The organism is Planktothrix tepida PCC 9214 (assembly GCF_900009145.1).
Taxonomy (GTDB): Bacteria; Cyanobacteriota; Cyanobacteriia; order Cyanobacteriales; family Microcoleaceae; genus Planktothrix; species Planktothrix tepida.
The window spans coordinates 280,632-306,049 of sequence record NZ_LN889796.1 but is presented as its reverse complement, the minus strand read 5'-3'; the positions used below and the strand labels follow the sequence as shown (position 1 = coordinate 306,049).

General features: G+C 42.1%; 21 protein-coding genes, 2 rRNA genes, 1 pseudogene and 1 riboswitch. Of the genes and pseudogenes, 12 read left to right on the top strand and 12 right to left on the bottom strand.

The window, feature by feature from the left end:
• Positions 1-44: 44 nt before the first annotated feature.
• Positions 45-1,361 carry a M16 family metallopeptidase gene (locus PL9214_RS12020; protein ID WP_072719042.1) on the top strand — a complete coding sequence of 439 codons (1,317 nt, stop codon included), beginning with the start codon at positions 45-47 and terminating at the stop codon, positions 1,359-1,361.
• A 94-nt stretch (positions 1,362-1,455) separates the two neighbouring features.
• Positions 1,456-2,484 carry a C39 family peptidase gene (locus PL9214_RS12015; protein ID WP_072719041.1) on the top strand — a complete coding sequence of 343 codons (1,029 nt, stop codon included), beginning with the start codon at positions 1,456-1,458 and terminating at the stop codon, positions 2,482-2,484.
• A gap of 97 nt (positions 2,485-2,581) precedes the next feature.
• Here PL9214_RS12015 and nadC read toward each other — a convergent pair whose 3' ends face one another.
• From nadC to rrf (PL9214_RS11995), 4 genes are all read right to left on the bottom strand, one after another.
• Positions 2,582-3,433, bottom strand: a complete 852-nt coding sequence (gene nadC / locus PL9214_RS12010; RefSeq protein WP_072719040.1) for a carboxylating nicotinate-nucleotide diphosphorylase — start codon at positions 3,431-3,433, stop codon at positions 2,582-2,584.
• Between the two features lie 132 nt (positions 3,434-3,565).
• Positions 3,566-3,682 (bottom strand): 5S ribosomal RNA (gene rrf / locus PL9214_RS12005).
• 168 nt (positions 3,683-3,850) lie between these two features.
• Positions 3,851-6,205: a 5'-nucleotidase C-terminal domain-containing protein gene (locus PL9214_RS12000; RefSeq protein ID WP_072719039.1), complete on the bottom strand. Its 2,355-nt coding sequence runs from the start codon at positions 6,203-6,205 to the stop codon at positions 3,851-3,853.
• 359 nt (positions 6,206-6,564) lie between these two features.
• Positions 6,565-6,681, bottom strand: a 5S ribosomal RNA gene (gene rrf, locus PL9214_RS11995).
• Between the two features lie 296 nt (positions 6,682-6,977).
• On the opposite strand from rrf (PL9214_RS11995), the gene PL9214_RS11990 reads away from it, so the two are divergent.
• The 3 genes from PL9214_RS11990 (at position 6,978) to PL9214_RS11980 (ending at position 8,479) form a co-directional block, all read left to right on the top strand.
• Positions 6,978-7,505 carry an FxLYD domain-containing protein gene (locus PL9214_RS11990; protein WP_072719038.1) on the top strand — a complete coding sequence of 176 codons (528 nt, stop codon included), beginning with the start codon at positions 6,978-6,980 and terminating at the stop codon, positions 7,503-7,505.
• 157 nt (positions 7,506-7,662) lie between these two features.
• The gene (locus PL9214_RS11985; protein WP_139295041.1) at positions 7,663-7,887 is read left to right on the top strand and encodes a hypothetical protein; all 225 of its coding nucleotides are present in this window, start codon (positions 7,663-7,665) and stop codon (positions 7,885-7,887) included.
• Positions 7,888-8,035: 148 nt separating this feature from the next.
• Positions 8,036-8,479, top strand: coding sequence for a retroviral-like aspartic protease family protein (locus PL9214_RS11980; protein WP_072719036.1), 444 nt, complete (start codon positions 8,036-8,038; stop codon positions 8,477-8,479).
• A gap of 272 nt (positions 8,480-8,751) precedes the next feature.
• On the opposite strand, the gene PL9214_RS11975 is transcribed toward PL9214_RS11980, so the two are convergent.
• Positions 8,752-11,229: an ATP-dependent Clp protease ATP-binding subunit gene (locus tag PL9214_RS11975; protein WP_072719035.1), complete on the bottom strand. Its 2,478-nt coding sequence runs from the start codon at positions 11,227-11,229 to the stop codon at positions 8,752-8,754.
• Here PL9214_RS11975 and PL9214_RS11970 point away from each other — a divergent pair.
• Positions 11,228-11,500 carry a hypothetical protein gene (locus PL9214_RS11970; protein WP_072719034.1) on the top strand — a complete coding sequence of 91 codons (273 nt, stop codon included), beginning with the start codon at positions 11,228-11,230 and terminating at the stop codon, positions 11,498-11,500. The genes PL9214_RS11975 and PL9214_RS11970 overlap by 2 nt on opposite strands.
• A gap of 342 nt (positions 11,501-11,842) precedes the next feature.
• Here PL9214_RS11970 and PL9214_RS11965 read toward each other — a convergent pair.
• A pseudogene (locus PL9214_RS11965) lies at positions 11,843-12,364 on the bottom strand (reverse transcriptase N-terminal domain-containing protein); the annotation flags it as partial.
• Positions 12,365-13,784: 1,420 nt separating this feature from the next.
• On the opposite strand from PL9214_RS11965, the gene crtA reads away from it, so the two are divergent.
• From crtA to PL9214_RS11945, 3 genes are all read left to right on the top strand, one after another.
• Positions 13,785-14,645: a cyanoexosortase A gene (crtA, locus tag PL9214_RS11960; protein WP_072719033.1), complete on the top strand. Its 861-nt coding sequence runs from the start codon at positions 13,785-13,787 to the stop codon at positions 14,643-14,645.
• A 204-nt stretch (positions 14,646-14,849) separates the two neighbouring features.
• Positions 14,850-15,584 (top strand): HpsJ-like protein, cyanoexosortase A-associated, encoded by a 735-nt coding sequence (gene hpsJ-A, locus PL9214_RS11955; protein WP_072719032.1) that lies wholly within the window; start codon positions 14,850-14,852, stop codon positions 15,582-15,584.
• A gap of 351 nt (positions 15,585-15,935) precedes the next feature.
• Positions 15,936-16,697, top strand: a complete 762-nt coding sequence (locus tag PL9214_RS11945) for a PEP-CTERM sorting domain-containing protein (protein ID WP_083579985.1) — start codon at positions 15,936-15,938, stop codon at positions 16,695-16,697.
• Positions 16,698-16,782: 85 nt separating this feature from the next.
• On the opposite strand, the gene rimI is transcribed toward PL9214_RS11945, so the two are convergent.
• Complete coding sequence (gene rimI, locus PL9214_RS11940; protein ID WP_072719029.1) at positions 16,783-17,379, bottom strand: ribosomal protein S18-alanine N-acetyltransferase; 597 nt, start codon at positions 17,377-17,379, stop codon at positions 16,783-16,785.
• A 196-nt stretch (positions 17,380-17,575) separates the two neighbouring features.
• Between rimI and lysA the strand changes: the two genes are divergently transcribed.
• The 3 genes from lysA (at position 17,576) to uppS (ending at position 20,726) form a co-directional block, all read left to right on the top strand.
• On the top strand, positions 17,576-18,964 hold the full coding sequence (gene lysA, locus PL9214_RS11935) for a diaminopimelate decarboxylase (RefSeq protein WP_072719028.1): 1,389 nt from the start codon (positions 17,576-17,578) through the stop codon (positions 18,962-18,964).
• Between the two features lie 116 nt (positions 18,965-19,080).
• Positions 19,081-19,980: a diadenylate cyclase CdaA gene (cdaA, locus tag PL9214_RS11930; protein ID WP_072719027.1), complete on the top strand. Its 900-nt coding sequence runs from the start codon at positions 19,081-19,083 to the stop codon at positions 19,978-19,980.
• Positions 19,977-20,726: an undecaprenyl pyrophosphate synthase gene (gene uppS / locus PL9214_RS11925; protein WP_072719026.1), complete on the top strand. Its 750-nt coding sequence runs from the start codon at positions 19,977-19,979 to the stop codon at positions 20,724-20,726. Before cdaA ends, uppS begins: the two co-directional genes overlap by 4 nt.
• A gap of 230 nt (positions 20,727-20,956) precedes the next feature.
• Here uppS and PL9214_RS11920 read toward each other — a convergent pair whose 3' ends face one another.
• From PL9214_RS11920 to ntrB, 5 genes are all read right to left on the bottom strand, one after another.
• Complete coding sequence (locus PL9214_RS11920; protein WP_072719025.1) at positions 20,957-21,229, bottom strand: DUF3143 domain-containing protein; 273 nt, start codon at positions 21,227-21,229, stop codon at positions 20,957-20,959.
• Positions 21,230-21,305: 76 nt separating this feature from the next.
• Entirely contained in the window at positions 21,306-21,716 is a 411-nt protein-coding gene (locus PL9214_RS11915) for a J domain-containing protein (RefSeq protein WP_437126758.1), read from the bottom strand.
• A gap of 241 nt (positions 21,717-21,957) precedes the next feature.
• Complete coding sequence (locus PL9214_RS11910) at positions 21,958-22,794, bottom strand: ABC transporter ATP-binding protein (RefSeq protein WP_072719023.1); 837 nt, start codon at positions 22,792-22,794, stop codon at positions 21,958-21,960.
• A gap of 29 nt (positions 22,795-22,823) precedes the next feature.
• The gene (locus tag PL9214_RS11905) at positions 22,824-24,230 is read right to left on the bottom strand and encodes an ABC transporter substrate-binding protein (RefSeq protein WP_072719022.1); all 1,407 of its coding nucleotides are present in this window, start codon (positions 24,228-24,230) and stop codon (positions 22,824-22,826) included.
• Between the two features lie 41 nt (positions 24,231-24,271).
• The gene (ntrB, locus tag PL9214_RS11900; protein ID WP_072719021.1) at positions 24,272-25,114 is read right to left on the bottom strand and encodes a nitrate ABC transporter permease; all 843 of its coding nucleotides are present in this window, start codon (positions 25,112-25,114) and stop codon (positions 24,272-24,274) included.
• A 94-nt stretch (positions 25,115-25,208) separates the two neighbouring features.
• A riboswitch (cyclic di-AMP (ydaO/yuaA leader) is annotated at positions 25,209-25,366 on the bottom strand.
• Positions 25,367-25,418: the final 52 nt, after the last annotated feature.

The window sequence follows — 25,418 nt, the reverse complement described above, 5'->3', positions numbered from 1 at the left end:
AAGGTCTAAAGTGATAGAAACCTAGACAACCCAAAACACAACGAATGACTTCCATCCTTGTTAAACCGTCTTCGTCTCGACCGATTAATACCCCAACTGTTCATCACCTCTCAAATGGTTTAACCATTGTGGCGGAACAGTTACCTGTGGATGCTGTCAATCTCAACGTTTGGATTAATATCGGTTCGGCGATTGAATCCAATGATATCAACGGGATGGCGCATTTTTTAGAACATATCGTTTTTAAAGGCACACCCCATCTCCAGTTGGGAGAATTTGAACAAAAAATTGAACAACGGGGTGCGGTTACCAATGCTGCCACCAGCCAAGACTATACCCATTACTACATTACCACTGCCCCTCAAGACTTGGCGGATTTAGCTCCTTTACAGTTTGATGTAGTTCTCAATGCTAGTATTGCGGATGAGGCGTTTGAACGAGAACGATTTGTGGTGTTAGAAGAAATTCGTCGTTCTGAGGATAACCCCGGTAGGCGTTCTTTTCGCCAGTCCATGGAAATCGCCTTTGAGCAGCTTCCCTATCGTCGTCCGGTCTTGGGGCCAGCATCGGTAATTGAGCAGTTACATCCTCAACAAATGCGAGATTTCCATCGCACCTGGTATCAGCCTCGCTCTATGACGGTAGCAGTGGTGGGAAATTTACCCGTTGATTCTCTGATTCAAACCGTAGAAGATGCCGTTACTTCAGTTTATCCCGGATCAATCAGTTCTGCCCTCCCAGAGCGTAAACACTGGACTCCTGAAGCCAGTTTTCAGAGCATTGTCCGTCAAGAAATTATTGATGATACGTTACAACAAGCTCGATTATTAATGCTGTGGCGTGTCCCGGGTTTAGAAGAACTGTCCGAAACTTACCCCTTAGATGTTTTAGCGTATATTTTAGGCCAAGGAAGAACAGCACGACTGTTTCAAGATCTCCGCGAAAATCGGGGGTTAGTTTCGTCGATTTCTGCGAGTAATATGACTCAGCGTTTGCAAGGGGTCTTTTATATTTCAGCCCGTTTACCCGTAGAAAATCTGACCGAGGTTGAAGCGATTCTGTGTGATCATATCTCTCAACTTCAAAACGAACCAATTACAGAAGAGGAAATGACAAAAGTTAGGACACAAGTGGCAAATCGGTTTATCTTTAGTAATGAAACACCGAGCGATCGCGCGGGATTATATGGCTATTACCAATCCTTAGTCGGGGATTTAACCCCAGGTCTGTATTATCCTGATCATATTCAAGCATTGAGTTCTACAGAAATTCAACAGGCAGCACAACAGTATTTATCGGCTCATGCTTATGGAATCGTCATCCTGAAACCTCCTGTTCACAGCACAGATTTAGAGGGATGATCGGGATATCTCTAAATTCTTCCCGAATATCGGTAAAATTGTCCTGACAACTTTGATGTCTATGCTTTTGAGTCATTGATGAGAACCAGCCCCTATGAAACTACAGGATTTTATCGGTAAAAATACTCGATATGATATTAAAGCCATTGCTGAAGATGACGAACTCACTCGTCAGATCCAAACTCAACTCATTGGGTTAGGTTTGCTTGATCCCCCAGCCGATGGCATTTTTGGCCCTAAATCAACAGCTTCATTACATCAATTCCAAAAGTTGATGGAGTGTGGTGAAGCGGGTTATCTGGGTGCAATTACTGCGAAAAAGTTAATCGAAACAAAACGGGAACAGATTCCCGTTACCACCCCGATATTGAAAACCCTTAAAAGTACCGTTTTTAAGGTTAAACCGATTGCTTCTTCTCAACTAAATGACTCAGAAAAATTTTCGATTCCTGGCGGAAAAGAATTTGCTGTTTTAGCCTATGACCCCATTCGTGGACATTTACGAGTCGCTTTACGAAATGAGTCTTTTGGAGGATATTCGGTTTTATATATTTGGGGAGAACACGCCCAAATTTATGACAATGGAAAACTGGTTTATCCTAAACCGATTCCATCCAGTTATCGTCTCAATGTTCCCTATAAATCTCAATTAGACAACTGGTTTAATCCCACGGGTTCATGCAATGTGACTTCCATCTCAATGTGTTTGGAATATTTCAAAGCTCGTCGTAAAACCAGTTCGGGTCAACTGGAAGATGAACTTTATGAATATGCGATTAATAAAGGCTATAGTCGTCATGATCCTTATGATTTAGCTCGAATTGTTCGAGATTATGGTTGTCAGGATTATTTTACTGACAATGGAACTATAGACGATATTAAAGATTGGATTGCGGCTGGAAATCCGGCTGTTATTCATGGGTATTTTACTTCCTTTGGCCATATCATCGTTGTTGTGGGTTATGACGAATACGGATTTATTGTTCATGACCCCTATGGGGAATGGTTCTCCTCTGGTTATCGCACCGATTTGAGTGGATCTTATTTACATTATTCTTATCGCTTGATCACGCGAGTTTGCATCCCTGATGGGAATTTTTGGGTGCATTTTATTTCTAAGTAGCCTTTATCAAAAGCTCAGAATTCCCCCTAATTCAGGGGGATTTTCTTTAAGAATATTTAAGCTTAAAATTTCATCGGGGTTATCAAGTTTGAGGATGTTAAATTTTCATGCTTAAATCTAACCAAGTTGAACGGGTAATGGGGGCACTGGTTGAAATATAATCCACCCCGGTTTCTGCAACGGAATGAATAGTTTCTAAGGTAATATTTCCCGATGCTTCTATTTTAATACCAGGATTATTCTGACGAATTAGATGAACTGCTTCCTTCATTAATTCTAAAGACATATTATCTAACATAATAATATCCGCTTGATGTTCTAAGGCGATTTTGACCTGTTCTAAAGTTTCTGTTTCTACTTCAATTGTTAAAGGATAAGGCATGATTTCTCGAATTTGAGTGATCGCTTTTCCAATTCCACCCACCGCCGCAATATGATTATCTTTAATCATAATTGCATCATCTAATCCCATGCGATGATTTTTTGCACCCCCCACTTGAATCGCATATTTTTCTAATACTCTTAATCCGGGTGTTGTTTTGCGAGTATCAACTAATTGACAAGGTAAATCTGCGATCGCTTCTACATATTTTCTCGTTGCTGTCGCTATTCCACTCAATCGCATCGCTAAATTTAATGCCACTCGCTCACCCGTTAATAAGGCTTCTAAACTTCCTTCTAAAGTTGCAATTTTTGTCTCTTTTTCACAATATTCTCCATCCTGAATTAAAGGTGTAAATTGCATCTGATGATCTAAGAGTTGAAATACTCTCGCCGCTACGGATAACCCAGCAATGACACCCTTTTCTTTAACAATCCAATCCGCCGATTTTATCTGATTTCCAATTAATAATCCTGCGGTACTATGATCGCCTCTTCCGATATCTTCTAATAACCATTGTTGTAATAGAGGATCTAAAATAATTCCAGGGGGTAATATCGCCTTCATATTCAATCTATTAGGAATCTCAAAATATCATATAATACCAGGGGTCAAAGAAACCGGGTTTCTAGGCAGTAGGGTAAAAGACTAAAGCCTCCTTCCGATTTATCACTGGAAGAAGGCTTTAGTTGGATATTAACCTGGCACCGAGCTATTTTTCCAGGCGGCTACCCGCCAAGTATCTTCGCCGTATCAGCGTTTCACAGCCGAGTTCGAGATGGGTCGGAGTGGTTCCACTGAGCCATAGGCACCAGGAAAGCTTTACAAACTTTTCGGTGATGATTGAGGAGTTAGCAGTTTTGTGTTTCGCTTGTTTTCCTCTCACAATTTACTAATCTACTCCCTTTCTCGATGAATGTCAACCCCTTTATCAAAAAAAATTTTTGATCGAACTCACGTCACGTTAAAATATAAAATGTCTTGCTATGCGATCGCTTTGAAACTCTCCGCCGTAACTAAGCTAGATGCAACACCATTGAGGCTAACGAGAACTTCTTGGTTAAAAGAGATTAACGTTCCGGTCGCCCCTTGAGTTATCGAAAGTTGCGCGAAAGTTAAACCTTCTGGCAATCCCAAGACATCAACCTTATTCTCAAAGTCAGTCACCACATCGCCACCACCACCAGAGCGCAAAACGAAAGTATCGCTACCTGAATTACCCGTTAAGGTGTCGTTACCTAAATCTCCGAAAAGGATATCGTTACCTTCGTCGCCATTAAGAACATCATTTCCCGCGCCTCCAAAAACAGTATCGTCACCCCCTAGACCCGAAATTTGATCATCGTTGCGATTGCCATTGATGAGATCAGCCTCAGCCGAACCCGTGATGATATCGTTACCATCGAGCGATCGCAGTCCACCCAGTCGTCCCGCCAGCAATCCTGACGCCACTGTAAACACATTATCGTCATCATTCAAGTTAAAAAACTCCGAGGCGAGAGCCGTATCGCTGCGAACCGTCAAGTTTTGAATGCGCTCGTCTTCGGCTGCTGGCACATCGGCCTCGTTGAACAATCCAATCGCCGCCAGATAATCCGCAACCGCCTTTTGCTCCCGACCTGGGGTATTAAAAGTTGAGTCAGATCCTGCCGCTGCGAGGCTGACCGGGTTAGAGGTAGCCGCAAAGTCTGGGAAGGGATAGCCATCGCCTCCATCTGCCAGAAACTTCAGGGTTACAGTACGGAAAGAGCGGTTCGGGTCGCCGACTAACTGACCATTTTCTACCACAATATCCGTAACACTGCCCGATTCATCTCGTAGCGAGAGAGCACGCAAGCGCTGTCCTACAGGTAAACTGGCATCGAAGCTAAACGCCATCCCCCCAACTTGTGGGAACTGACCCGGAGTTGCCCCGGCTGCTGTTTTCGCCAAGCCATGCTCAATTACTTGTTGCAGTTGCGATGCCGTTAGGGTCAGCACCGTTAACTCATTATTGAATCGCATAACGTTTTCAATATCGAGTTGGGAAACTTGTCCCGCTTCCTTCCCAGCAATAGGATTAGCGATCGGTGGGATTTTTTCACCCTCGCTACTAATAGCCCCGATGGAGTAGCGGATACTTCCCCCATTTTTAATTGAGATCGCTACACTCGGATCGACTTGGCGAGCCGCAAACAAATTAGCATCGGCGCCGAGATTACCCAGATTGGTTTCTTGGGTGCGGACATCGCTGGTGTCGCCGTTGAGAAATACCTCGCTGCGGCCAAAGGTATTCCCGTCTTTGGGAACAATGGAAAGTTGTCCCGCAGCCAAGCCTACCGATAATTCCTCATTGGGTGCGACATTTCCTGTCTCGATCACCCCAGTTTTGTCCGTTGCGTAGGCTCCACTGATATTGGGGTCAATGCTTGAGGGAATTAGAACCCCATTATCATCAAAATCGGCGACCAAACGCCCCACATACTTATAGTTGCCCTTAGTATTCACAATCGCAACGGGTTGCCCGGTGGCGGAGGTTGTGAGAATTGGGTAGAGACCATTAGCCGTATCTCCGACTCGCAGGCGATCAGTCGCATCCGCCAATATATCGTTAGATCCCCCCGCCACAATCACATCCACATCCCGGAGGCGAGAGGCGAGTTCCTGGTCAATATTCAGGTCTCTCAGATGGGACAACAGAACAATTTTGTTAATGCCTTGGGCGGTGAGGGCATCAATGGAGGGTTGAATGGTGGCCGCCAGAGCCTCGATATCGTTAGGGTCTGAGGGGGATATACCAATATTGCCAGGAGACGAGAGGCTGCCCAAAAGAGGAGTTGTAGCCCCAACAATCCCGATGGGTTGCCCTTGCACTTCAATCACTGTGCTTTTAGCGATGCTGTTGGGTTGGGGGGGCTGTCCGTCAGGAACCACGAATTTTGCTAAATTACTGTCGGTGCTGAAGTCGAGGTTCGCACTCAAAAATGGGAATTTAGCACCCGGATAGTTATAGACTCCTTCGATAACGGGGTCTGCGGGAATCAAGGATGCGAGGATACCCGTACCGAGGTCAAATTCATGACTGCCGAAGGTGGCAGCGTCAAAGAACAAGCCATTGTTAGTTTCAATATCGGCGCGTCCTGCACCGGGTTTACCAATTACAGCGCTCAGTGCCGGATCGCTACTGGCGAAAAAAAACGGGCCGGGAATGTATAAATCTCCTGAAGTTAGAGCCAGGGTTTGTTCAGGAAATTGAGAACGCAGAGCGTTAATGACGCTGGAAAAAGGGAGGATATCTTCTAGGGCTTCAACCCCTGCCTCTTGGTCGGATGTATGCAGAATTTGGAGAGTAAAAGTCATTATTTAAATTAACTGTAATAGGGTGATATTCACCATACCAGATCCATCTTGAGGTTTAGCTGTTTTGACACTCTCAGGGCTAAAGTCACTGAGATTTTTTAATCAAAAAAATGACTTGTTCAGGCAGGATTCTTTAACCTGAGTAGAGGACTTATCTCCTAAAGCGTTGCTATAGCGCTACCCATTACGGTTAGGACATTTCTGAATTCTCAAACCCTTTCACCTCTTGCTGTTCCCTGTTCCCTGTTCCCTCTTCAAGTAGCGCTATAGATCTTGAAAGAAACCGGGTTTCTGAAAGTGTTAAAAGACTAAAGCCTCCTTCCGATTTACCACTGGAAGAAGGCTTTAGTTTGATATTAACCTGGCACCGAGCTATTTTTCCAGGCGGCTACCCGCCAAGTATCTTCGCCGTGTCAGCGTTTCACAGCCGAGTTCGAGATGGATCGGAGTGGTTCCACTGAGCCATAGGCACCAGGAAAGCTTTACAAACTTTTCGGTGATGATTGAGGAGTTAGCGGTTTTGCGTTTCGCTTGTTTTCCTCTCACAATTTACTAATCTACTCCCTTTCTCGATGAATGTCAACCACTTTTTCAAAATTTTTTTCTAGCCTCAACCTGAGCTACAACCTTAAAGCCTGAAACGGCTAGTTTAACGTTGAGTCAAATTGGCCATGATTATGGGGGTTGGTTTGGTTTTCAATCCTTATATGACAAAATTGTAGCAACAGAACCGGATTAATTAGAATAATACTCTAATTGAGGAGATTTGATTATGCCAATTGATTTACCTTGGGCTTTAGCATTGGTGATTGTTTCTGGCTTAATTCCCGCCTTAAAAGCCATTTCAAATCCTTCTCTTTCTCCTACTTCCAACTCATCTCAACATTCTGCCTCTGTAATCGTAACTCAAAATTCAGGATTCACTGTGAGTGATGTTAAATTAGTGCGAGTTGGAGAAGGAACATTAATTCGTTATTCGATTGAGGGAAAGGTTAAAAATAATAGTACAACTTCAATGCGATCGCTGAAAGTTAACTATCGAGAATATCAACAACAGAATGATCAATTAGTCGCATTAGAAGCCGGAGAAGCAACCGTTAATCCCACAGAACTTAAACCGGGAGAAACGGGAATATTTGGTCGCGTGGTCAATAGTCCATTGGAAGTTATTTTAATTGAAAGTGTGGGTTCTCCTGATCATGGGGAAATTGCTGTTAACCAATGTTATGCTAATAATTTAGAACGACGAGAAATGTGTCGTAGACAATTGAATCCTCAAGCAGTTTATCCTTTATTATAATAATGTGAATTCGAGGGATTAAAAACAGTATGAGATAATGCAGTTAGGTTTTTTGAGTAGATCAGTATAAGCCACCAAAGCCGCCAACAAGTTGAGCAGAAAATTAAAGCGATCGCAACCCATCGAACTCACGTTGTATTACAGTAATATTCCCAATATGCAAAAAAAACAAATTGAACAGAATGAAAAAACAATTGGCGATCAGGAAGACAAAATTGCCGATCAGAAGAAAAAAATTAATGATCAGGAAGACATCATAGTCAACAAAGAAAAAACTATAAAACAAAAAGACAAACTAATCGAAGACATCTTTAATTATACCAAGGAATTTACTGATAAAGGCTTGCCCTTAATAGAGCGTATCAATGAAGTTCAAAAATAAATAACCGCCAGACATTTTAGGGCGATCTCGCATAATTGGGTCAACAGCCGTTGACCCCTAACCGGGTTTCTTGATCCCACGAGATCGCCCTCAAAATAAGTTACAATTAAAAGACGCAATAACTCCAACTCTTAAGTAGGAGATAAAGATGCAAATTCAAAGCAACAATGAAATGGGAAAAGTTTTCGCCACTCTAACAATTACTAACCGCGCCGACCAAATTCTAGCAGAGGCTGGGGTTAAATCAGAAGACCAAATACGCTCAATTACCCTCAAAAATGTATTAGTAGACACGGGTGCAACTACCCTATGTTTACCACAAGAAGCGATCGCCAAACTGGGGCTAAAACTCCTGAAAGAAGTGGACGTAGCCACCGCAATGGGTATTGGTAAAGCCAGAATTTTCCGAGATGCTACCCTATCAATATTTGAGCGGGAAGGAACCTTCGAGTGCTTAGAATTACCAGGAGGTCAAGATGCTCTTTTAGGAGTCATACCTTTAGAAGCTTTGGGGTTAGAAATCGACTTAAAAAATCAAACCTTGAAGGCGTTACCCATCAGTCCAACAGAAACTTATTTAACGATTTTGTAGCAGAAGAAAAAGGAAGGAGGAAGCAATTAAGAACGTCCTAACATCTGCTGCGACTGCTATAGCGCTACTTGAAGAGGGAACAGGGAACAGGGAACAGGGAACAGGGAACAGTAATAATTGAAAGGGTTTCAGGATTTAAAAATGTCCTAACTGTAATGCGTAGTGCTATATATAAACCTATAATTTACTAGAAAATTGGGCTAAAGCCCAACAACAAAAAAGCCCCTCTCCTGTTAGGAGAAGGGTTTCAAAAAAGATAGAATTAAACCAAATTAAGACTCAGCGCCTTGGGGTAACAATTCCCGGTCAGCAGGACTTTGAAGCACCACCACTTGACCGTTTTCATCCACATCAACAACAGCAGTATCCCCTTCTTTGATGCGTCCAGACAGAATTTCTTCTGCTAAACTATCTTCGAGTAACCGCATAATGGCTCGACGCAGAGGACGCGCCCCATAACTGGGGTTGTAACCTTCTTCCACTAACCGTTCTTTGAACTTGTCCGTCACTTCCAAGGTAATGCCTTTTTCGACCAAGCGTCCGAAGACTTCTTTTAACATGATCACCGCAATTTCCTTGACTTCTTCCTTGTTCAACTGACGGAAGACAATAATTTCATCTAAACGGTTGAGGAACTCAGGACGGAAGTATTGTTTCAGTTCTTCATTCACCAAATTGCGGATGCGGTTGTATTGAGCATCGTTTTCGTTTTCGGAGAACTCGAACCCTAAACCACCGCCACCTTTTTCGATCACCTTCGATCCAATATTAGACGTCATAATGATCAAGGTATTCTTAAAGTCCACCGTCCGACCTTTAGCATCGGTCAAACGACCATCTTCTAAGATTTGCAACAACATATTGAAGACGTCGGGGTGGGCTTTTTCAATTTCATCAAACAGCACCACCGTATAGGGACGCCGACGCACCGCTTCGGTGAGTTGTCCGCCTTCGTTATAGCCCACATAGCCTGGAGGCGACCCAATTAACTTAGAAACGGTGTGACGTTCCATATATTCGGACATATCCAAGCGGATCATCGCTTCTTCTGACCCGAAGAAATAGGACGCTAACGCCTTGGTTAATTCGGTTTTACCCACCCCTGTAGGCCCAGAGAAGATAAAGCTGGCGATGGGTCGGTTGGGGTTCTTCAGACCGACACGGGCACGACGAATGGCGCGAGACACGGCTTTAACGGCTTCATCCTGACCAATTAACCGTTGGTGCAGGGTTCCTTCCATATTCAGCAGTTTCTCGGACTCAGACTCGGTGAGTTTGTTTACCGGAACTCCTGTCCAACTGGCCACAATTTGGGCGATGTCTTCTTCGGTGACGATAGGGCTATCGTCTTCACTGCGGACGGTTTCGGATTTTTTCGTTTGGCTAATGGAACGAATTTGCGATTTAATTTCCATTTCGCGATCGCGCAATTCTCCGGCCCGATCAAAGTCTTGGGAACGTACCGCCTCGTCTTTTTCTTTCAGAACTTGCCGCAGTTCCTTATCCAATTCTTTCGCTGCTGGAGGCAGTTGAGAATTGATTAAGCGTACCCGTGAACCCGCTTCATCAACTAAGTCAATGGCTTTATCCGGTAAATAGCGATCGCTAATATACCGATCCGAGAGTTTAGCCGCTGCTTCTAACGCTTCATCGGAAATTTTCAGTTTATGGTGTTGCTCATAGCGTTCGCGCAACCCATAAAGAATTTCAATTGTTTCAGCAACGGACGGTTCACCCACCATCACGGGTTGGAACCGACGTTCTAACGCCGCATCTCGTTCAATGTGTTTGCGGTATTCATCTAAGGTCGTCGCCCCGATGCACTGTAACTCACCCCGTGCTAAAGCGGGTTTGAGGATATTCGCGGCATCAATGGCACCTTCGGCTGCACCCGCGCCGATGAGGGTATGAACTTCATCAATTACCAGGATCACATTTCCGGCAGAGCGGATCTCATCCATGATTTTTTTCAGACGTTCTTCAAATTCCCCCCGGTATTTAGTTCCAGCCACCAACAAACCGATATCTAAGGTAACAACCCGTTTTTCTTCTAAAATATCGGGAATATCATTGGTGGCGATCCGTTGGGCTAACCCTTCTGCAATGGCGGTTTTACCCACGCCGGGTTCCCCAATTAACACGGGGTTATTTTTCGTCCGCCGACCGAGAATTTGGATCACCCGTTCAATTTCTTTTTGACGACCGACCACCGGATCGAGTTTGCCTTCGGCGGCCATTTGGGTTAAATTTGATCCAAACTCATCTAAAGTTGGAGTCTTGGTGCGGCTGTTACTGCCACCCGCGGCAACTTCAGCCGTTTCACCCAACATCCGAATCACTTGAGTCCGAACTTTCGAGAGGTCAACCCCAAGGTTTTCTAAGACTCTAGCCGCCACACCTTCCCCTTCGCGGATCAGACCGAGAAGAAGGTGTTCTGTACCAATATAGTTATGTCCGAGTTGGCGAGCTTCTTCCAGGGACAGTTCCAGGACTCGCTTGGCGCGAGGGGTAAAGGGAATCTCAACGGCGACAAACCCAGACCCACGACCAATGATTTTTTCTACCTCGATCCGGGCATCTTTGAGATTGACTCCCATTGATTTTAGGACTTTGGCAGCAACACCTGTGCCTTCCCCAATCAGACCCAAGAGGATCTGCTCGGTTCCAACAAAGTTATGTCCCAGGCGGCGTGCTTCCTCCTGGGCTAACATAATGACTTTAATGGCTTTTTCTGTGAAGCGTTCAAACATGGCTAATTCCCATCACCTGCTGCTTACCCGTTACGCTAATTTTAGCGTGAGACTCCTAACTTCGGAAAAATTAAAACGTTTGCTAAAAAATGAAAGGGTTCATTTTGGCACTTTAATTTCTCGCGCTAGTCAGGTTCTAGGTTGGCGTTGCCTGGTCTCCTTCAACTGGGAATCTTTGCCCAACTTGGGGTTGACCTACAACCTTCCTAGAAATTCTGAGAAGATTGATTTTGCAGGAAAAAATATCCTGCCCTACGGTTGTTTTTTATAAAGTTAGACACAACGACTGACTCAAAGGTGAGCCTAAATCCTTATTCCTCCTCTTGAATCGGCAAGATCAGGATAGGGATCAAGACTTGAATAGAGACAGCTTACTCTAAATAGAATTTTGATTCTGTATAGAGGTTGTCTCTCTGCAAGCCTCAACTGTGTTGTGGCTAACGGGATGACTTTCGATTATTAGGGGTCGAGGGGGGCTTTACAACCCCCGACTCCCATTCAAAACCGTGAAGAGCGACTTTCACCGCACACGGCTTAAGAGTCTAGTTAACTGTTGTCATCAGAACATCCGGTTTCTTTTGAGTTGTAAGACCCATCAGTTGCCGTTTTAGTTGTAATATTCTTTTTTGTTGATGCTTACATAGATTCTTGACATTGCGTCATGGGCTGAACGTCCGGGTCTAAATCCATAGCTCTCACCCTCGAATCTGGCTTCCCACTGAGGTTCTAAAGCAGATTTAACCAAGGCTTGCCTCACTCTATCTTGTATAGTTGGGATACCTAGGGGTCGTTTCTCTCCGTTGGGTTTGGGTATCCATTTCCTACGGAGTGGTTTTGCCTTTTGGTATTTACTCAAGTTGTTGGCAAGTTCTAATCGCTGTTTGGGTGTAATGGATTTTATTCCATCGACCCCGGCTGTCTTCTTGCCTTGATTATCCTGAGTCACCTTTCTAATTGATAAAAGTTTGGCGTAATATGACTTGACTAGAAGTTTTTGGAGCTTCCGAGCTTTTGCATTTTGTCCCGATAATGATGCCTGGTAAATTCTCTTTTGCAGCTTAAATACTACCCGTTGAACTTTCGCCCAATTGATAGTATTCCATGCACTCGTAGTCTTGGTTATACTCGTTTTCACCGTTTTAACTGCTAATTGAAACCTTACCTAACAACTAAACCGGAATCTATCAGCGTATCCTGGACATTACATCTAGGCTTTGGCTTCTGACTCCATCTCTCGCCCTCATAACATCCGCCTTAGATTTGTGGCTACCTAGCAGTCTTCGACCTCTGTAGGAGTAGATGAGGGGTTTTAACGTTCCTTGAAAATGGGTTTATTGCCTTTAGAATCATCCTATCTGCCGGGGTACTTTTGGGAGTCTTAGTAAGTGTTGCAAATATAACCTTACCTTTGTAGATGAACAGTAAAATCTCTACCTTTCCCCTTGTTCTTTTGAACGCAGCGTAATCAAGTCAATTTCGCTACTTCATCCTTTCGACAGTTCAAGCCGGATGTTCACTTTCGTTATTCTTGGGCAATTGGCTAGAGAACTACTTAGATATTTGACTTATATCCGATTTCCCGTTATTCCCAACTTCAGTGTTTTGATAATCAGTCTGACACTGTGGGAATTGCCGTATCTCTTTGGAATGGGCTACCGTACTTTATTGTTCGGAAAGCCGCACCATTGACTCCGAGATTGACCTTCCTTTACGATCACATTTTCAAAGTTGAGATAGATTTAATTGGATTTACTATTGATTTAGCCTCAATTACCAGTTGTCTGAACCTATCTCCCTGCTTACGTTTTGGGGTTTAAACCTAGACTTTGGCAGGAACGTCTCGCACTTACTGATGGATTCTAGCACAATGCTCTGTGAATGGTAGAACAGGCATCTTGCCTGTCAACCTGTTAACCTGTTAACCTCAAACCAATCTCTTGATACCACTGATGGATAACTTGGGGAAAATGGGGACGATGAAGATCCTCTCACCTGAGAATTAAGCCATCTTCTCCGGTATCTTGGTACTAGCCTTTGCGACGTCCTGCTTCTTTAAAGCCAATCTGAAATAGTAATATTTTTTAATTCTATCCCTCTTCTGTCAGTTTCCGAAAAACCTTGCATTTTTTGAATCCTAGAGCCTAGACAGAGCAAGTGATCGCGTTATTTTTTCTCAGTAGCAATTCCTGAGAGTGCGAAATTAGTCAAAATGCGATCGCCACATCCCAGACTGTTGACTATAACGTGGCTTTGGAAATTACTAATCATAGGAAAAACCGGAGAGTGACAGAAGAGGGATATTTAAGCGAATGGAGATTCTTTTGGCTTCGTTTTTAAGTTTTCGTTCTAGTCTACCCGTTTTCAAATGATTAAATTACTGTTTCAATTAATTAAATTCGGCTTAATTACTTCCCCAATGAATTTGCGATGCTTTTCTTTATCTCCACCTAACATAACCGACCGTGTATAATGTCAGTTCATCACTGACTATCAGATATTATAGGATATTAAGGTCAATACCTTCAATCTCAATTCAATAGCCACAAACCAATCAGATGAAGTCTTCCCCTATCAATTTGAGTCAACTGGTTAAAACCCATTCTTTTTGGCTGTTAACTCTGGCTACTAGCCTGAGTTGTATATACTTTACCTTAATTTGGAAAGCAGAAGATCTTGCTCATCTCGGCATGAGTTTGCTATTTTGGCTTGCCGTGATCACGCTTTTACGCGAAAAATGGCCAAGCTTAAACTTGAACAGTGACCTACTTTCCACTATACTTGGAACAGTTTTAATTGTTATTTTTTATCTAAAAAGTCTGACTGTTCCAACTCAAACTGATTATTTTTTACGAATAGCTCCTTTTCTCGGTGCTATCGGTTTAAGTTTAGTCGCATCCAGTCTAAAAGGCATTGTTCAATATTGGCGAGAACTGATGATTCTCTTTTTTCTAGGAGTACCTGCTGCCATTTTAACACCAATTTTTGATCCTTCTGAAACCACCGCTAAATTTACCCATTTTTTGCTTTGGTATACCGGTTTTGATGTGACTCGCGACGGAGTATATGTCTTGATGCCATCTGGAGCCGTTAAGGTTTACAGTGGATGTTCTGGCTTAGAAGCAATGAACTATTTGTTAGGGTTATCAATTATCTGTTTACTATTATATCCCACCGGGAAACGCTTTCATAAAATTATCACCCCTGTAATTGCCATAATTATTGGTTTTGTGATTAATAGCTTGCGAGTTGCCTTGATGTTACTCTTGGTTAACTCCGGCCAAACCAAAGCCTTCTATTATTGGCATGAAGGAGAAGGCTCTCTAATTTTTGGTTTAATCGAGGTTATGGTTTTCGGATGCTTTTATCTGTTTTTAATGCGACAAGATGCTCAACCCTCTGGAGAACTGAAACCGTGAGCAACCTATTCCAGCGATACAGAATTATAGTTTTAATACTTCTGTGTGGAACTGCTATGATGATTTGGGTTCAGATTTTACTCAGTCCTAACCCAGAGAATCCGACAAAAAGGCAAACCCAACGTCAAGGATTTTCTTCTGTTCTAAACAGAGCCTAAAACGTCCTCAAAAAATATCTACTTCCTGAAATCAACAATAAAAATCATGATGAAACCGAATAGTGACCCTTCACCAACTCTACTGGAAGAGTTGAGAAAGTTTAGTTTTTCTTTACTGGAATCTATCTCCCTCTGGCACTGGATTGGATATGGCTTGCTGGTGTTAGCCTTAATGGATGTCATTGCATTATTATTCCCACCTCAAATCATGAATCCAGCCTGGGAATTTCAAACAATTGGTGGTTTAGTTGAACGAGTTGCAGTTCCTTTAATTGGCTTCCTTTTAGTTTTTTATGGCGAACACATTGGACGCGAAAATTGGGAATTTCCCTTGGTTAAACTCCTGTCCTGGCTAACTTTACTCGTGGGTTTATTATTCTTGCTCTTGATTCCTCTAGGCGTTTTTAATACAATTCGCTTGGATAAACAAGCTCAAAGTCAAATTAGCTCTCAAGTCCAGCAAAATATTACCCAAATTCAGGAAGTCAAAAAACAACTGGCTACAACCCAAACGGCTGAAGAGATGAAAGCTTTATTGCGCCGTTTGGATAATCAAGGTCGCGCTCCTGATATTCAAACCTCAGAACAACTCCAAAAAGTCAAAGATGAACTTTCTAATTTTATCTCTAAAACGGAAAATCAATTGTCAAACCAAGCCAGTATAGTTCAGTCTGGTCAACGTCTAACATTGCTGAAAAATTCCATTAAGTGGAACTTGGGTGCTTTAATTTCAGGGACACTTTTCATTATTATCTGGCGTTCTACCCGTTGGGCTCGTTAGCTCAAGTTTGGTATTTCTGGAGGTGACTTTATATTTACCCCCCTTATGTAAAGTCCTCCAGATTGATTTTCCCCAAAAAATTTATAAATTTAGATTATGGAATATTCCCCTGTTTAGGAAATTTAGCCTAGGGAAGAACAGAAGAAAACATAAAATTCTGGATTTATCAGCCAAACGATCCTCTCAAACTGTATTTAAAGCTACTTTTTCAGGATTGTTATATAAAAAAAAATTATAATCCCCCAATTTTAAAGAGTTGATGAACTTGTTGCGTGAAGCAATTGAGTTTAGCAAGTTAAGTATATTCTTAAAGAGATAGAACAAAATTACATCTACTCAAAGACATAAACTATGAAATTCAATACTATTCTTCCTTCTTTCTTTATGGCTGCCAGTGTTGCAGTTGCAACCAGCTTACCCGCTCAAGCGTTAACTTTTGATTTCTCCGGTACCGATAATGGGGGAACAGGTTCAGCCACGATGAACTTTACAGGCTTAGGAACCCAAAATGTTACGGTTGATTTGTGGAATACTTCTTCTACCAAGTTAAATGATGGTACTGGTGATAATGCTCCCGCTATTACTGGATTTGGCTTCAATAATAAAGGATTATCTGATCCAGCAATCACAGCTTGGACACTAAAAGCTTATAATAGCTCAGGTACTCTTCAGACCATTGGTAGCAGTAGCGACAGCACATTACCTTGGAGCATTTTATATGATGAAAAAACGAATGGTATTACCCTCGATTATCTAGCAGCCGCTCTTAACAACGGGGAGAACAGCCCTCAGATTCAAGGCGGAATCTATAACCCTGATGCTATAAGCTCAAGTGCTTTATCTGCTGGCCCTAATTTCTTCAGTAAAGCCACTCTGAATTTAACATTTGCATCCGATTTCACGCTTGATACCGCCGGTATGAGTCCTTATGTCAGAATGCAAGCCGTAGGTAATGGAGGAAGCTTGAAACTGGATGGTACACGACAGCAAGACGTTCCCGAACCTCTGACCATTTTAGGTTCAGCCGCTGCTTTAGGGTTTGGTTCAGTCTTGAAAAAGCAAGCCAATAAAAACAAAAATAAAGCCGCCACTAAAGACACAATCTCAGTATAAATTTACAATTTTCAAGTATCGATCAATATCTATGAATATAGATCAAAACTGTGGAGCGGGTATTTAGCCCGCTTTTCGTATTTCTTTACAATAACCTCAAACAAATCTCTTGATACCACTGATGGAGAACTTGGGGAAAATGGGGACGATGAAGATCCCCTCGCCAGAGAATTAAGGCATCTTCTCCGGTATCTTGGTAATAGCCTTTGCGGCGGCCTGCTTCTTTAAAACCAAATTTCTGATATAAATTAATTGCCCGTTGATTAGAAACTTTAACTTCTAGGGTAGCGCGTTCGAGTTTCCGTTTCCAAGCTGATACTAATAATTGAAATAATAACGCTTCACCTAACCCTTTTCCTTGATAGTCTGGATCAATGGCTAAAATTGTAATATGCGCTTCTTCTAAGATTGCCCATAAACACCCAATTCCTATAATTTCATTACCCGAACTTCCCGGATTTTTTAATTCTATTTTAGGTAATTTTAAGTCTTCTGAGATCGGTTGTGAATTTTCGGTTTCATTAACTCGTTTCCAAATGATTAAATCACTATTAGGGCTATCAATTTCTCGTTGATATCCGTCTATTGTCCAAAGTCCGCCTAAACAGCGTTGATCGAGTTCGACAACCGCAGAAAGTTGATCATCGCTTAAAAGTTGTAATTCTAAATATTGTTTTCCCATTGCTCCTACAATCTTCTAATTCAGATTAGACCCTAGATTAACTAATGATTAAACTTATACTCAATATAATCTCCATCCTGAGTGATTATAATCTTAATACATTCATCGAAAATTTCTATTTCCCTCCTATGGCTGGTGAGGGGGGACAACTTTAAGGTAAAATCAGATCCATAGAAGTGTTAATATAGTATTTCCTGTGCAAAATTCTGGACTGCAATACCTATCGGCATCAACGGATGCCAGTGAAACGCGATCGCCTAATCAACATCTACTCCCTCTAACGGCGAAAGTCAACCCCCAAGATCACTTAGAAATTGGCGGTTGTGATGTTACTGCTTTAGTTGAACAATTTGGCACACCCCTTTATATCGTCGATGAAACCACCCTGCGAACGGCTTGTCAACAATACCGGGAAGCCTTCAAACGTCATTATCCGGGTGAATCTTTAGTTTTGTATGCCTCCAAAGCCTGGAATTGTTTAGCGATTTGTGCAATTGTTGCTTCTGAAGGGTTAGGAATTGATGTGGTTTCAGGAGGCGAACTCTATACCGCTTTACAAGCAGGAGTTCCACCCCAGAAAACCTACTTACATGGTAATAATAAATCCTCAGAGGAAATTCAATTAGCCATTGAAAATGAATGTACGGTTGTTGCAGATAATTGGTCAGATTTAAAGATTCTGGCTCAACTGAGTCAACAGTCGATTGTTGATCATCCGATTCGGGTTATGATTCGGTTTACCCCTGGAATTGAATGTCATACCCATGAATATATTCGTACCGGACATTTAGATAGTAAATTTGGTTTTGATCCCGGTCAATTGGATGAAGTGTTTCAATTTATCAGTCAACAACCGGGTTTAGTTTGTATTGGGGTTCATGCTCATATTGGTTCGCAAATTTTTGAATTACAACCCCACGAAGATTTAGGATATGTCATTATTGATACATTGACAAAAGCGAATCAATATGGTTTAAATCTTTCAGAAGTTAATATTGGTGGGGGTTTGGGTATTTGTTATACTGAATCAGATGACCCTCCAAGCATTGAAGAATGGGTAAAAATTGTTACCGATTCCATTGTAAACGCTTGTCAACAGAAACAATATCCCCTACCGCGATTATTATGTGAACCGGGACGGTCGATTATTGGGTCTAGTTGCGTTACAGCTTATACCGTTGGTTCTCAAAAACAAGTCCCTGGAATTCGCACCTATATTGCTGTAGATGGCGGAATGTCCGATAATCCCCGTCCGATTACCTATCAGTCCTTATACCGAGTGGTATTGGCGAATCAAATGTCTGCACCCATGACTGAACCAGTCACCCTGGCAGGAAAACATTGTGAATCTGGGGATATTTTAATTAAGGATGCTCAACTTCCGAAAGTTGAATCTGGGGATATTCTCGTGGTGATGGCAACCGGAGCCTACAACTATAGTATGGCATCGAACTATAACCGACTGTCTAAACCTGCGGCGATTTTAGTCAACGATGGCGATGCTAACGTGATTATTGAACGAGAATCTTACCAAGATTTAATCGGAAAAGATCGACTTCCCGAACGGTTGACACTCAACCCTTAACGATTAACAGTTGACGGTTGACAGTTGATACTTTAACAATCAAGAGTCAACCGTTAACCACTAACAATTTAACTCTAAAATTTGATAATAATTTTCGATGAATACGGCGCCTATTCATGACAAAGCAAGGAATTCCTCCCTGGTTGATTCAAAGTCTTGATATTGGATTAGTTTTTGCCGTCGCTTATGTGGTCTTAGTCATCATTGGAGAACGCCGTACTCTATGGATGGTGCGAGGGTTTATTATTCTGATGTTGGCAACGGCTCTGAGTAACTGGGCTAATTTAAGGTTATTGTATATTGCCCTCAATAGTTTAGTTACAGGGTCTGCCGTAGCGATGGCAGTCATGTTACAGTCGGAATTTCGCCAATTTTTAGAACAATTGGGTCGGGGAGAAGTTTCGCAACTGTTTGGTCAAGGTCGCCGTGTGATTCCCGAACCCGATGGAGTGATTGATCAAATTGTAGAAGCTGTTAAAGAACTTTCACAAAACCGCACAGGTGCATTAATTATTATTGAAACAGCCAGCCCCATTGATGAACGGGATTTTTCGGTTCCGGGGGTTAAACTAAATGCAGAAGTCTCCAGGGAACTGTTACAAACGATTTTTCAACCTAAAACCCTGTTACATGATGGGGCGGTGTTAATTCGGGCGTCTCGAATTGCGGCGGCGGGGGTAATTCTACCACTATCTGAACGAATGGCGTCTCGACAATTGGGAACTCGCCATCGAGCCGCGATGGGAATTACGGAACGGGTGGCAAAATGTATGTGTATTGTAGTGTCAGAAGAAACGGGTTCAATTTCTTTGGCGGAGAAAGGAGTCCTCAATCGACCCTTAACTAGCAGTAAACTGAAAGAGCTATTAGAAGCTCGGTCTTGGACATCCAATGATGACAGAACTGCTGCTTCAATTTCGATTACCCATTGGGGAAACCGCATTGGTTCCCAAGGAAGGGCTTTAGTATCTGGCCTATTCCGTCCTCGTTCCAAAGCTTCTCGGGAGAAAAAATGAGTGCTAAAACAAGGGTTATATATGAATTACCCGCAGATTTAGACCAAAGCCGTTTGCCCAAACACATTGCTGTGATTATGGATGGCAATGGTCGTTGGGCGAAACGTCGGGGTTTACCGCGAACAATGGGTCATCGTCGGGGAGTGGATGCCCTCAAAGAAGCCTTACGCTGTTGTCGAGATTGGGGTGTGCAAGCACTAACAGCTTATGCCTTTTCTACAGAAAATTGGGGCCGTCCGTTAGAAGAAGTGGATTTTTTAATGGCGTTGTTTGAGCGGGTTTTAATGCGTGAACTACGGGAAATGATGGAAGAGGAAGTGCAAATTCAGTTTGTGGGAAATTTAACGGCACTTCCCCAGTCTCTACAGAAAAAAATAGAATATTCAATGGAGGAAACGAAAACCAATAAGGGGATTCTATTTACCATTGCTACGAATTATGGCGGACGACAAGAAATTTTAACGGCTTGTAGAGAAATTGCAAATCAAGTTAAACAAGGGTTCATTCAACCGGAAGATATTGATGAAACGCTGTTTGAACAACATTTATATACAGCCGGAATGTGTCACCCAGATTTATTAATTCGCACCAGTGGAGAATTGCGAATTAGTAATTTTTTATTATGGCAACTTGCCTATGCAGAAATTTATGTTACCGATACTCTCTGGCCGGATTTTGATCATCAGGAACTCCATCTAGCCTTATCTTCCTATCAAAAACGGGAGCGGAGGTTTGGGAAAGTTTGAATCAGTTATCAGTTATCAGTTATCAGTTGAGATGTTAGTTGGGTTGCAGAAGTTTTGGAGAGATTGGGGACGACAGAGGGAAAAATGATTTTTGCACTTCTTAAAAAGACTCGAATCAGGGATTACTATTTCGTCAGCAGTTATGAATAATTACTGTAATTACGTTATGCCTAATCGACAACAAATACTCACCCATAACTGATAACTGATAACTGATAACTGATAACTGATTATGGCCCGCCAAAAATAGCTGCTTCGAGATCTCGGCGAGATAGGGAATATTTAAAGGAACGTTGAATATCTTGACCGTTGTTGGCGGCTCCAATATAACGCACGGTAATTTGGTCAACATCTAACCACAAATCTGCTGTCCAATTTGGGTTTTTAATGCGCCAATAATGAAGCTCTTTACTATTTTGTTCCCCCCCATGAGAGCGTAACCAGTTTTCTATATCGGGTAAGGGATGATTATATAACGGTGTATCGGAACTGGGCAAGGTCATAAACAAGAGATAGGAGAACGAATTTGTCCTAAATGTTAATTATAGCATTTTTTACAAATCTTAATAAATCAATGTTTTAAAATATTAAAAACCCTAGAGGTTGGATGGATTCTACCCCACTCCCGGAACGAGTTAAACCGATAAAAATAGCTAAGAATAAACACCCGATTAAACTCAGTCCCATGAGAAATAATGCAAAAATCTCTCCGGCGGAAAGGGGACGGTCTGTTGGGTCTAAATAAGCAGAAGATTTAGGATAAGGATGGGTTTTAGATAATGGTTGATTAAAATTAGTCGGAACCTGAATGACATGATATCGAGAATAGCCAATTGTTAGATCATAAGATTGACGTCGTTGTGGGTTGCTTAAGGTGGCGTAAGCTTCATTGAGTGTTTGAAATTTTGCCGTTGCGATCGCTTTTGATAAGGTTGTTGTATCAGGATGGTAAAGTTTACTCAATTCCCGATAGGCGCGTCGAATTTCTATGGGGGTGGCGCTAGGATGAACCCCTAAGAGCGTGTAATAACTAGAATTGAGTGCGGGATGGTTTTCGGGTTGGGGTTGCTGTTGGGATGAAGTTCCTGGGGAAGTCACGGCTATCTACTCAACATCACATAAACAGTTCTTTTATTATATGGGATGTAGAAGACAGAAGACAGAAAATCAGAAAATCGGTAGAGGAATTATAGGGAACGCCTCTACAAAATCCTGGAATTAGAGCAATTATTTATTCATCCGACGAAAAATTACGCTCTAGGAAATCTAACGCATAGTTTCGTAATTCATAATATTCCGATGATTCTCGGAGTTGATGGCGATCGCGAGGATGAGAAAACGGAACTTCTAATATTTCTCCAATATTAGCATGGGGGCCATTGGTCATCAAAACAATTCGATCAGACATATAAATAGCTTCATCAACATCATGGGTAATCATCATCACCGCTTGACGATTTTGTTCCCAAATATCTAAAACTTGTTTTTGTAATTTTCCTCGTGTTAACGCATCTAATGCTCCAAACGGTTCATCCATTAATAACATTTTAGGCTGAATGGCTAAAGCTCGTGCAATTCCCACCCGTTGTTTCATTCCGCCTGAAATTTCATGGGGATATTTATCAGCAGCAGCCGTTAAATTCACCATAGCAATATGTTCATTGACTAAACTCATTTTTTCCGCAGAAGACATATTTTTCAGAACTTCATCAACGGCTAGACGAATATTTTCTCGAACGGTTAACCAAGGTAATAAAGAATAATGTTGAAATACCATCATTCGATCTGAACCGGGTTTGCGAATTTCTTTCCCTTCAATGCGGACAGAACCTGATGTTGCTTTTTCTAACCCCGCTACTATTTTTAATAGGGTAGATTTTCCACAACCGGAATGACCGATCACAGAGATAAATTCATCCTCACCAATAGTAAGATTGATTTGGTCTAAAACCACAAATTCTCCGCCATTGGCATTAGGGTAGGATTTTACTAAATTCTCAATAGTTAAAAATCCAGAGGCGTTTAAAGTAGAAGTTGGGGTTGAGATTGAAGTTGGGAATTGTTTCATAATAAACCTCACGAGATATTCAAGATAAACTAAGATAAAAATAAAGATTGAGGACGATTAGCCCGAATTTCAAAACTCTTAAGATAACCGACTGGATCACTCGGATCAAAAGCTTTTTTATCAATAAAAAATTCAGCAGGTTCGATTTTATAATCCTCCTTCGGACATTCAATTCCCATTTCGTTTGCAATCTCTCGATATAAATCCGTTCGCCAAGCTTGGTGGGCTTTTTTCTCAGCATCTTTAGGTATTTCTTTAATTTGTCCCCAACGAGCCGCTTGAGTCATTAACCAAAGGCTTTGAGACTGCCATAAAAACGTAGAATGAATCCCTGGAATATACGATAACTTCGGAGGAGAATCATAAAAAATTGTCGTATAGGGATCAGAAATAATTCGTTGTTGGTTATCAAATCCGCCATAATTATAATCCCCCACAATTCCAGGTTTAGTAAATTTATCAATGGCTCCTTTTTTCGGTTTTGCTCCCGTAAAAGAAGGGTCAGTAATTAGTTGAGCAACTTCCGGTCGATTAGCAGGATTACTACAATATTGACAAGCCTCAATCATCGCTTTTACTAAACTGCGATAAGTTTTGGGATTTTCATTAATAAATGATTCCATCACACCTAATAATCGATCGGGGTGTCCATACCAAATTTCAGAGCCTTGAGCAAAGGTAAAACCCACATTTTCATTGCCTGTAATGGCGCGAGTATTCCAAGGTTCTGCCACCATATAAGCTTGCATGGCGCCAATTCTAATATTGTTCACCATTTGAGGTGGGGGAATAATAATAATCCGAAATTCTTGGATCGGATCAACCCCAGCCGCCGCCGATAAATAGCGGGCAAAATATTCATAAATTGCCGAACTTAAGACAACTGCCCAGATGCGTTGTTCAGGAGGCAAAGCATCAAAATAGCCTCGAAAATCTCGCCCAAATTCCTCTAAATTGCCGTTATATTCATGCCAAGGACGCAAACCATAATCCCACATGGCTTTATTCATCGTCATGGCGTTTCCGTGGCGGTGAATGGTCATGGCGGCACACAAGGGGGCTTTTCGTGCACCTTCGGCTCCAATACGGGCGTTGGTAACAGCACCCGAAACGACGGGAGACGCATCTAAACGCCCGAAAATAATACCATCCCGGGAATTAGCCCAACTTGCCTCACGGGATAAGGTAACATTGAGTCCGTATTTGCGGAAAAATCCCTTTTCATAGGCAACAGCAAAAGGCGCGCAATCATTAACAGGAACGTAACCAACGGTAATATTGGGCTTTTCTAAGGTTTTGGGGTCAACAACGGGTTCAACGGCTAAGGCGGCTTCCGATAATTGGGCGGTGGGAGGTTTACCCACGTTGCAGGAATACAACGCCAGTCCCGTCGCCGTCAGTCCCATTGCGTGTAAAAATTGACGTCGGGTAGTCATATTGTTTTTGGATTTTGAATTGAACTTTTATGAAATTAAACTCATGCTTGTACGCGGTGATGAGTTACTAATGCTTGAATTTGACCTAAACCGTAATCGAGTAATAATCCGGTTATTCCGATTACAAATACGGCTAAGAATACCGAACTTAAATTCAAGCGATTCCATTGATCCCAAACAAAGAATCCAATCCCCACACCTCCGGTTAACATTTCCACCGCTACAATCACTAACCAAGCAATCCCTAAACTAATCCTTAATCCGGTAAAAATATAAGGTAAACTGGCGGGTAAAATGATTTTAATCACTCGTTTCCATTGAGGCATTTCTAACACTCTGGCTACATCTAAATAATCAGGATTAACGCTGGCAACTCCTAGTGCTGTATTGATAATAGTCGGCCATAAAGACGTAATAAAAATCACAAAAATGGCGGAGGGTTCAGCTAAGTTAAAAATGGCTAACGCAATGGGCAACCACGCCAAAGGAGAAACAGGTTTAAAAATTTGAACTAAAGGATTTAACGCTAAAAATGCAGGGCGTGACATTCCAATTAAAAACCCTAATGGAATTGCCACCACAGCCCCTAATAAAAACCCTAAGATCACTCGGCGTAAACTGGCAATTAATAGCCAACCTAATCCTAAATTACCCGGCCCTTTTCTGAAAAAAGGATTAGCATATTCTCGGCTATCGATTAAGGCTTCTAAAGGGGTTGGCATTAAGTCTGTGAGGAATGTTGCCGCAAACCACCATAGAAAAATTACCCCTAAAAATCCTAACGTTGGTAATAGAAACGTATCCCGAAATAAGATGGGCTTGGTTTTTTTCCACGCCATCTGTCCAGCGACTGCGAGAGTCGCAAGATTCAATTGTAAGAACATTAATTTTCCTCAGAGTCTAGGTCAGTGAATGCGAAGAAAAAGATACTGGCCTGGAACACTGAATCTCGTCAGATTATGAATAATTCTGACTGTTTCAGTCTCCTCCCAATGCCTACGGAGTTAGCTGACGGGCTGGGGTTGAGAGATACCCTTCTCTTTATTATTTATCAAAAGAGATTAGCCCCAAAAATTTGGTTCCCCCGCTCTTGCTGACTATCGGTAGTCAACAGCAAGACTCGGCTGACTTCTTCGCCATATTTGACTATGACGTTAACACATCGTTTTTAAAGTTGCAAGGGTAAAG

Bases quoted from the DNA above. Each gene is read 5' to 3' on its own strand.
- PL9214_RS12020 (WP_072719042.1), top strand. From the start codon at position 45: ATGACTTCCATCCTTGTTAAACCGTCTTCGTCTCGACCGATTAATACC.
- PL9214_RS12015 (WP_072719041.1), top strand. From the start codon at position 1,456: ATGAAACTACAGGATTTTATCGGTAAAAATACTCGATATGATATTAAA.
- nadC (WP_072719040.1), bottom strand. From the start codon at position 3,433: ATGAAGGCGATATTACCCCCTGGAATTATTTTAGATCCTCTATTACAA.
- PL9214_RS12000 (WP_072719039.1), bottom strand. From the start codon at position 6,205: ATGACTTTTACTCTCCAAATTCTGCATACATCCGACCAAGAGGCAGGG.
- PL9214_RS11990 (WP_072719038.1), top strand. From the start codon at position 6,978: ATGCCAATTGATTTACCTTGGGCTTTAGCATTGGTGATTGTTTCTGGC.
- PL9214_RS11985 (WP_139295041.1), top strand. From the start codon at position 7,663: ATGCAAAAAAAACAAATTGAACAGAATGAAAAAACAATTGGCGATCAG.
- PL9214_RS11980 (WP_072719036.1), top strand. From the start codon at position 8,036: ATGCAAATTCAAAGCAACAATGAAATGGGAAAAGTTTTCGCCACTCTA.
- PL9214_RS11970 (WP_072719034.1), top strand. From the start codon at position 11,228: ATGGCTAATTCCCATCACCTGCTGCTTACCCGTTACGCTAATTTTAGC.
- PL9214_RS11975 (WP_072719035.1), bottom strand. From the start codon at position 11,229: ATGTTTGAACGCTTCACAGAAAAAGCCATTAAAGTCATTATGTTAGCC.
- crtA (WP_072719033.1), top strand. From the start codon at position 13,785: ATGAAGTCTTCCCCTATCAATTTGAGTCAACTGGTTAAAACCCATTCT.
- hpsJ-A (WP_072719032.1), top strand. From the start codon at position 14,850: ATGATGAAACCGAATAGTGACCCTTCACCAACTCTACTGGAAGAGTTG.
- PL9214_RS11945 (WP_083579985.1), top strand. From the start codon at position 15,936: ATGAAATTCAATACTATTCTTCCTTCTTTCTTTATGGCTGCCAGTGTT.
- rimI (WP_072719029.1), bottom strand. From the start codon at position 17,379: ATGGGAAAACAATATTTAGAATTACAACTTTTAAGCGATGATCAACTT.
- cdaA (WP_072719027.1), top strand. From the start codon at position 19,081: ATGACAAAGCAAGGAATTCCTCCCTGGTTGATTCAAAGTCTTGATATT.
- uppS (WP_072719026.1), top strand. From the start codon at position 19,977: ATGAGTGCTAAAACAAGGGTTATATATGAATTACCCGCAGATTTAGAC.
- PL9214_RS11920 (WP_072719025.1), bottom strand. From the start codon at position 21,229: ATGACCTTGCCCAGTTCCGATACACCGTTATATAATCATCCCTTACCC.
- PL9214_RS11910 (WP_072719023.1), bottom strand. From the start codon at position 22,794: ATGAAACAATTCCCAACTTCAATCTCAACCCCAACTTCTACTTTAAAC.
- PL9214_RS11905 (WP_072719022.1), bottom strand. From the start codon at position 24,230: ATGACTACCCGACGTCAATTTTTACACGCAATGGGACTGACGGCGACG.
- ntrB (WP_072719021.1), bottom strand. From the start codon at position 25,114: ATGTTCTTACAATTGAATCTTGCGACTCTCGCAGTCGCTGGACAGATG.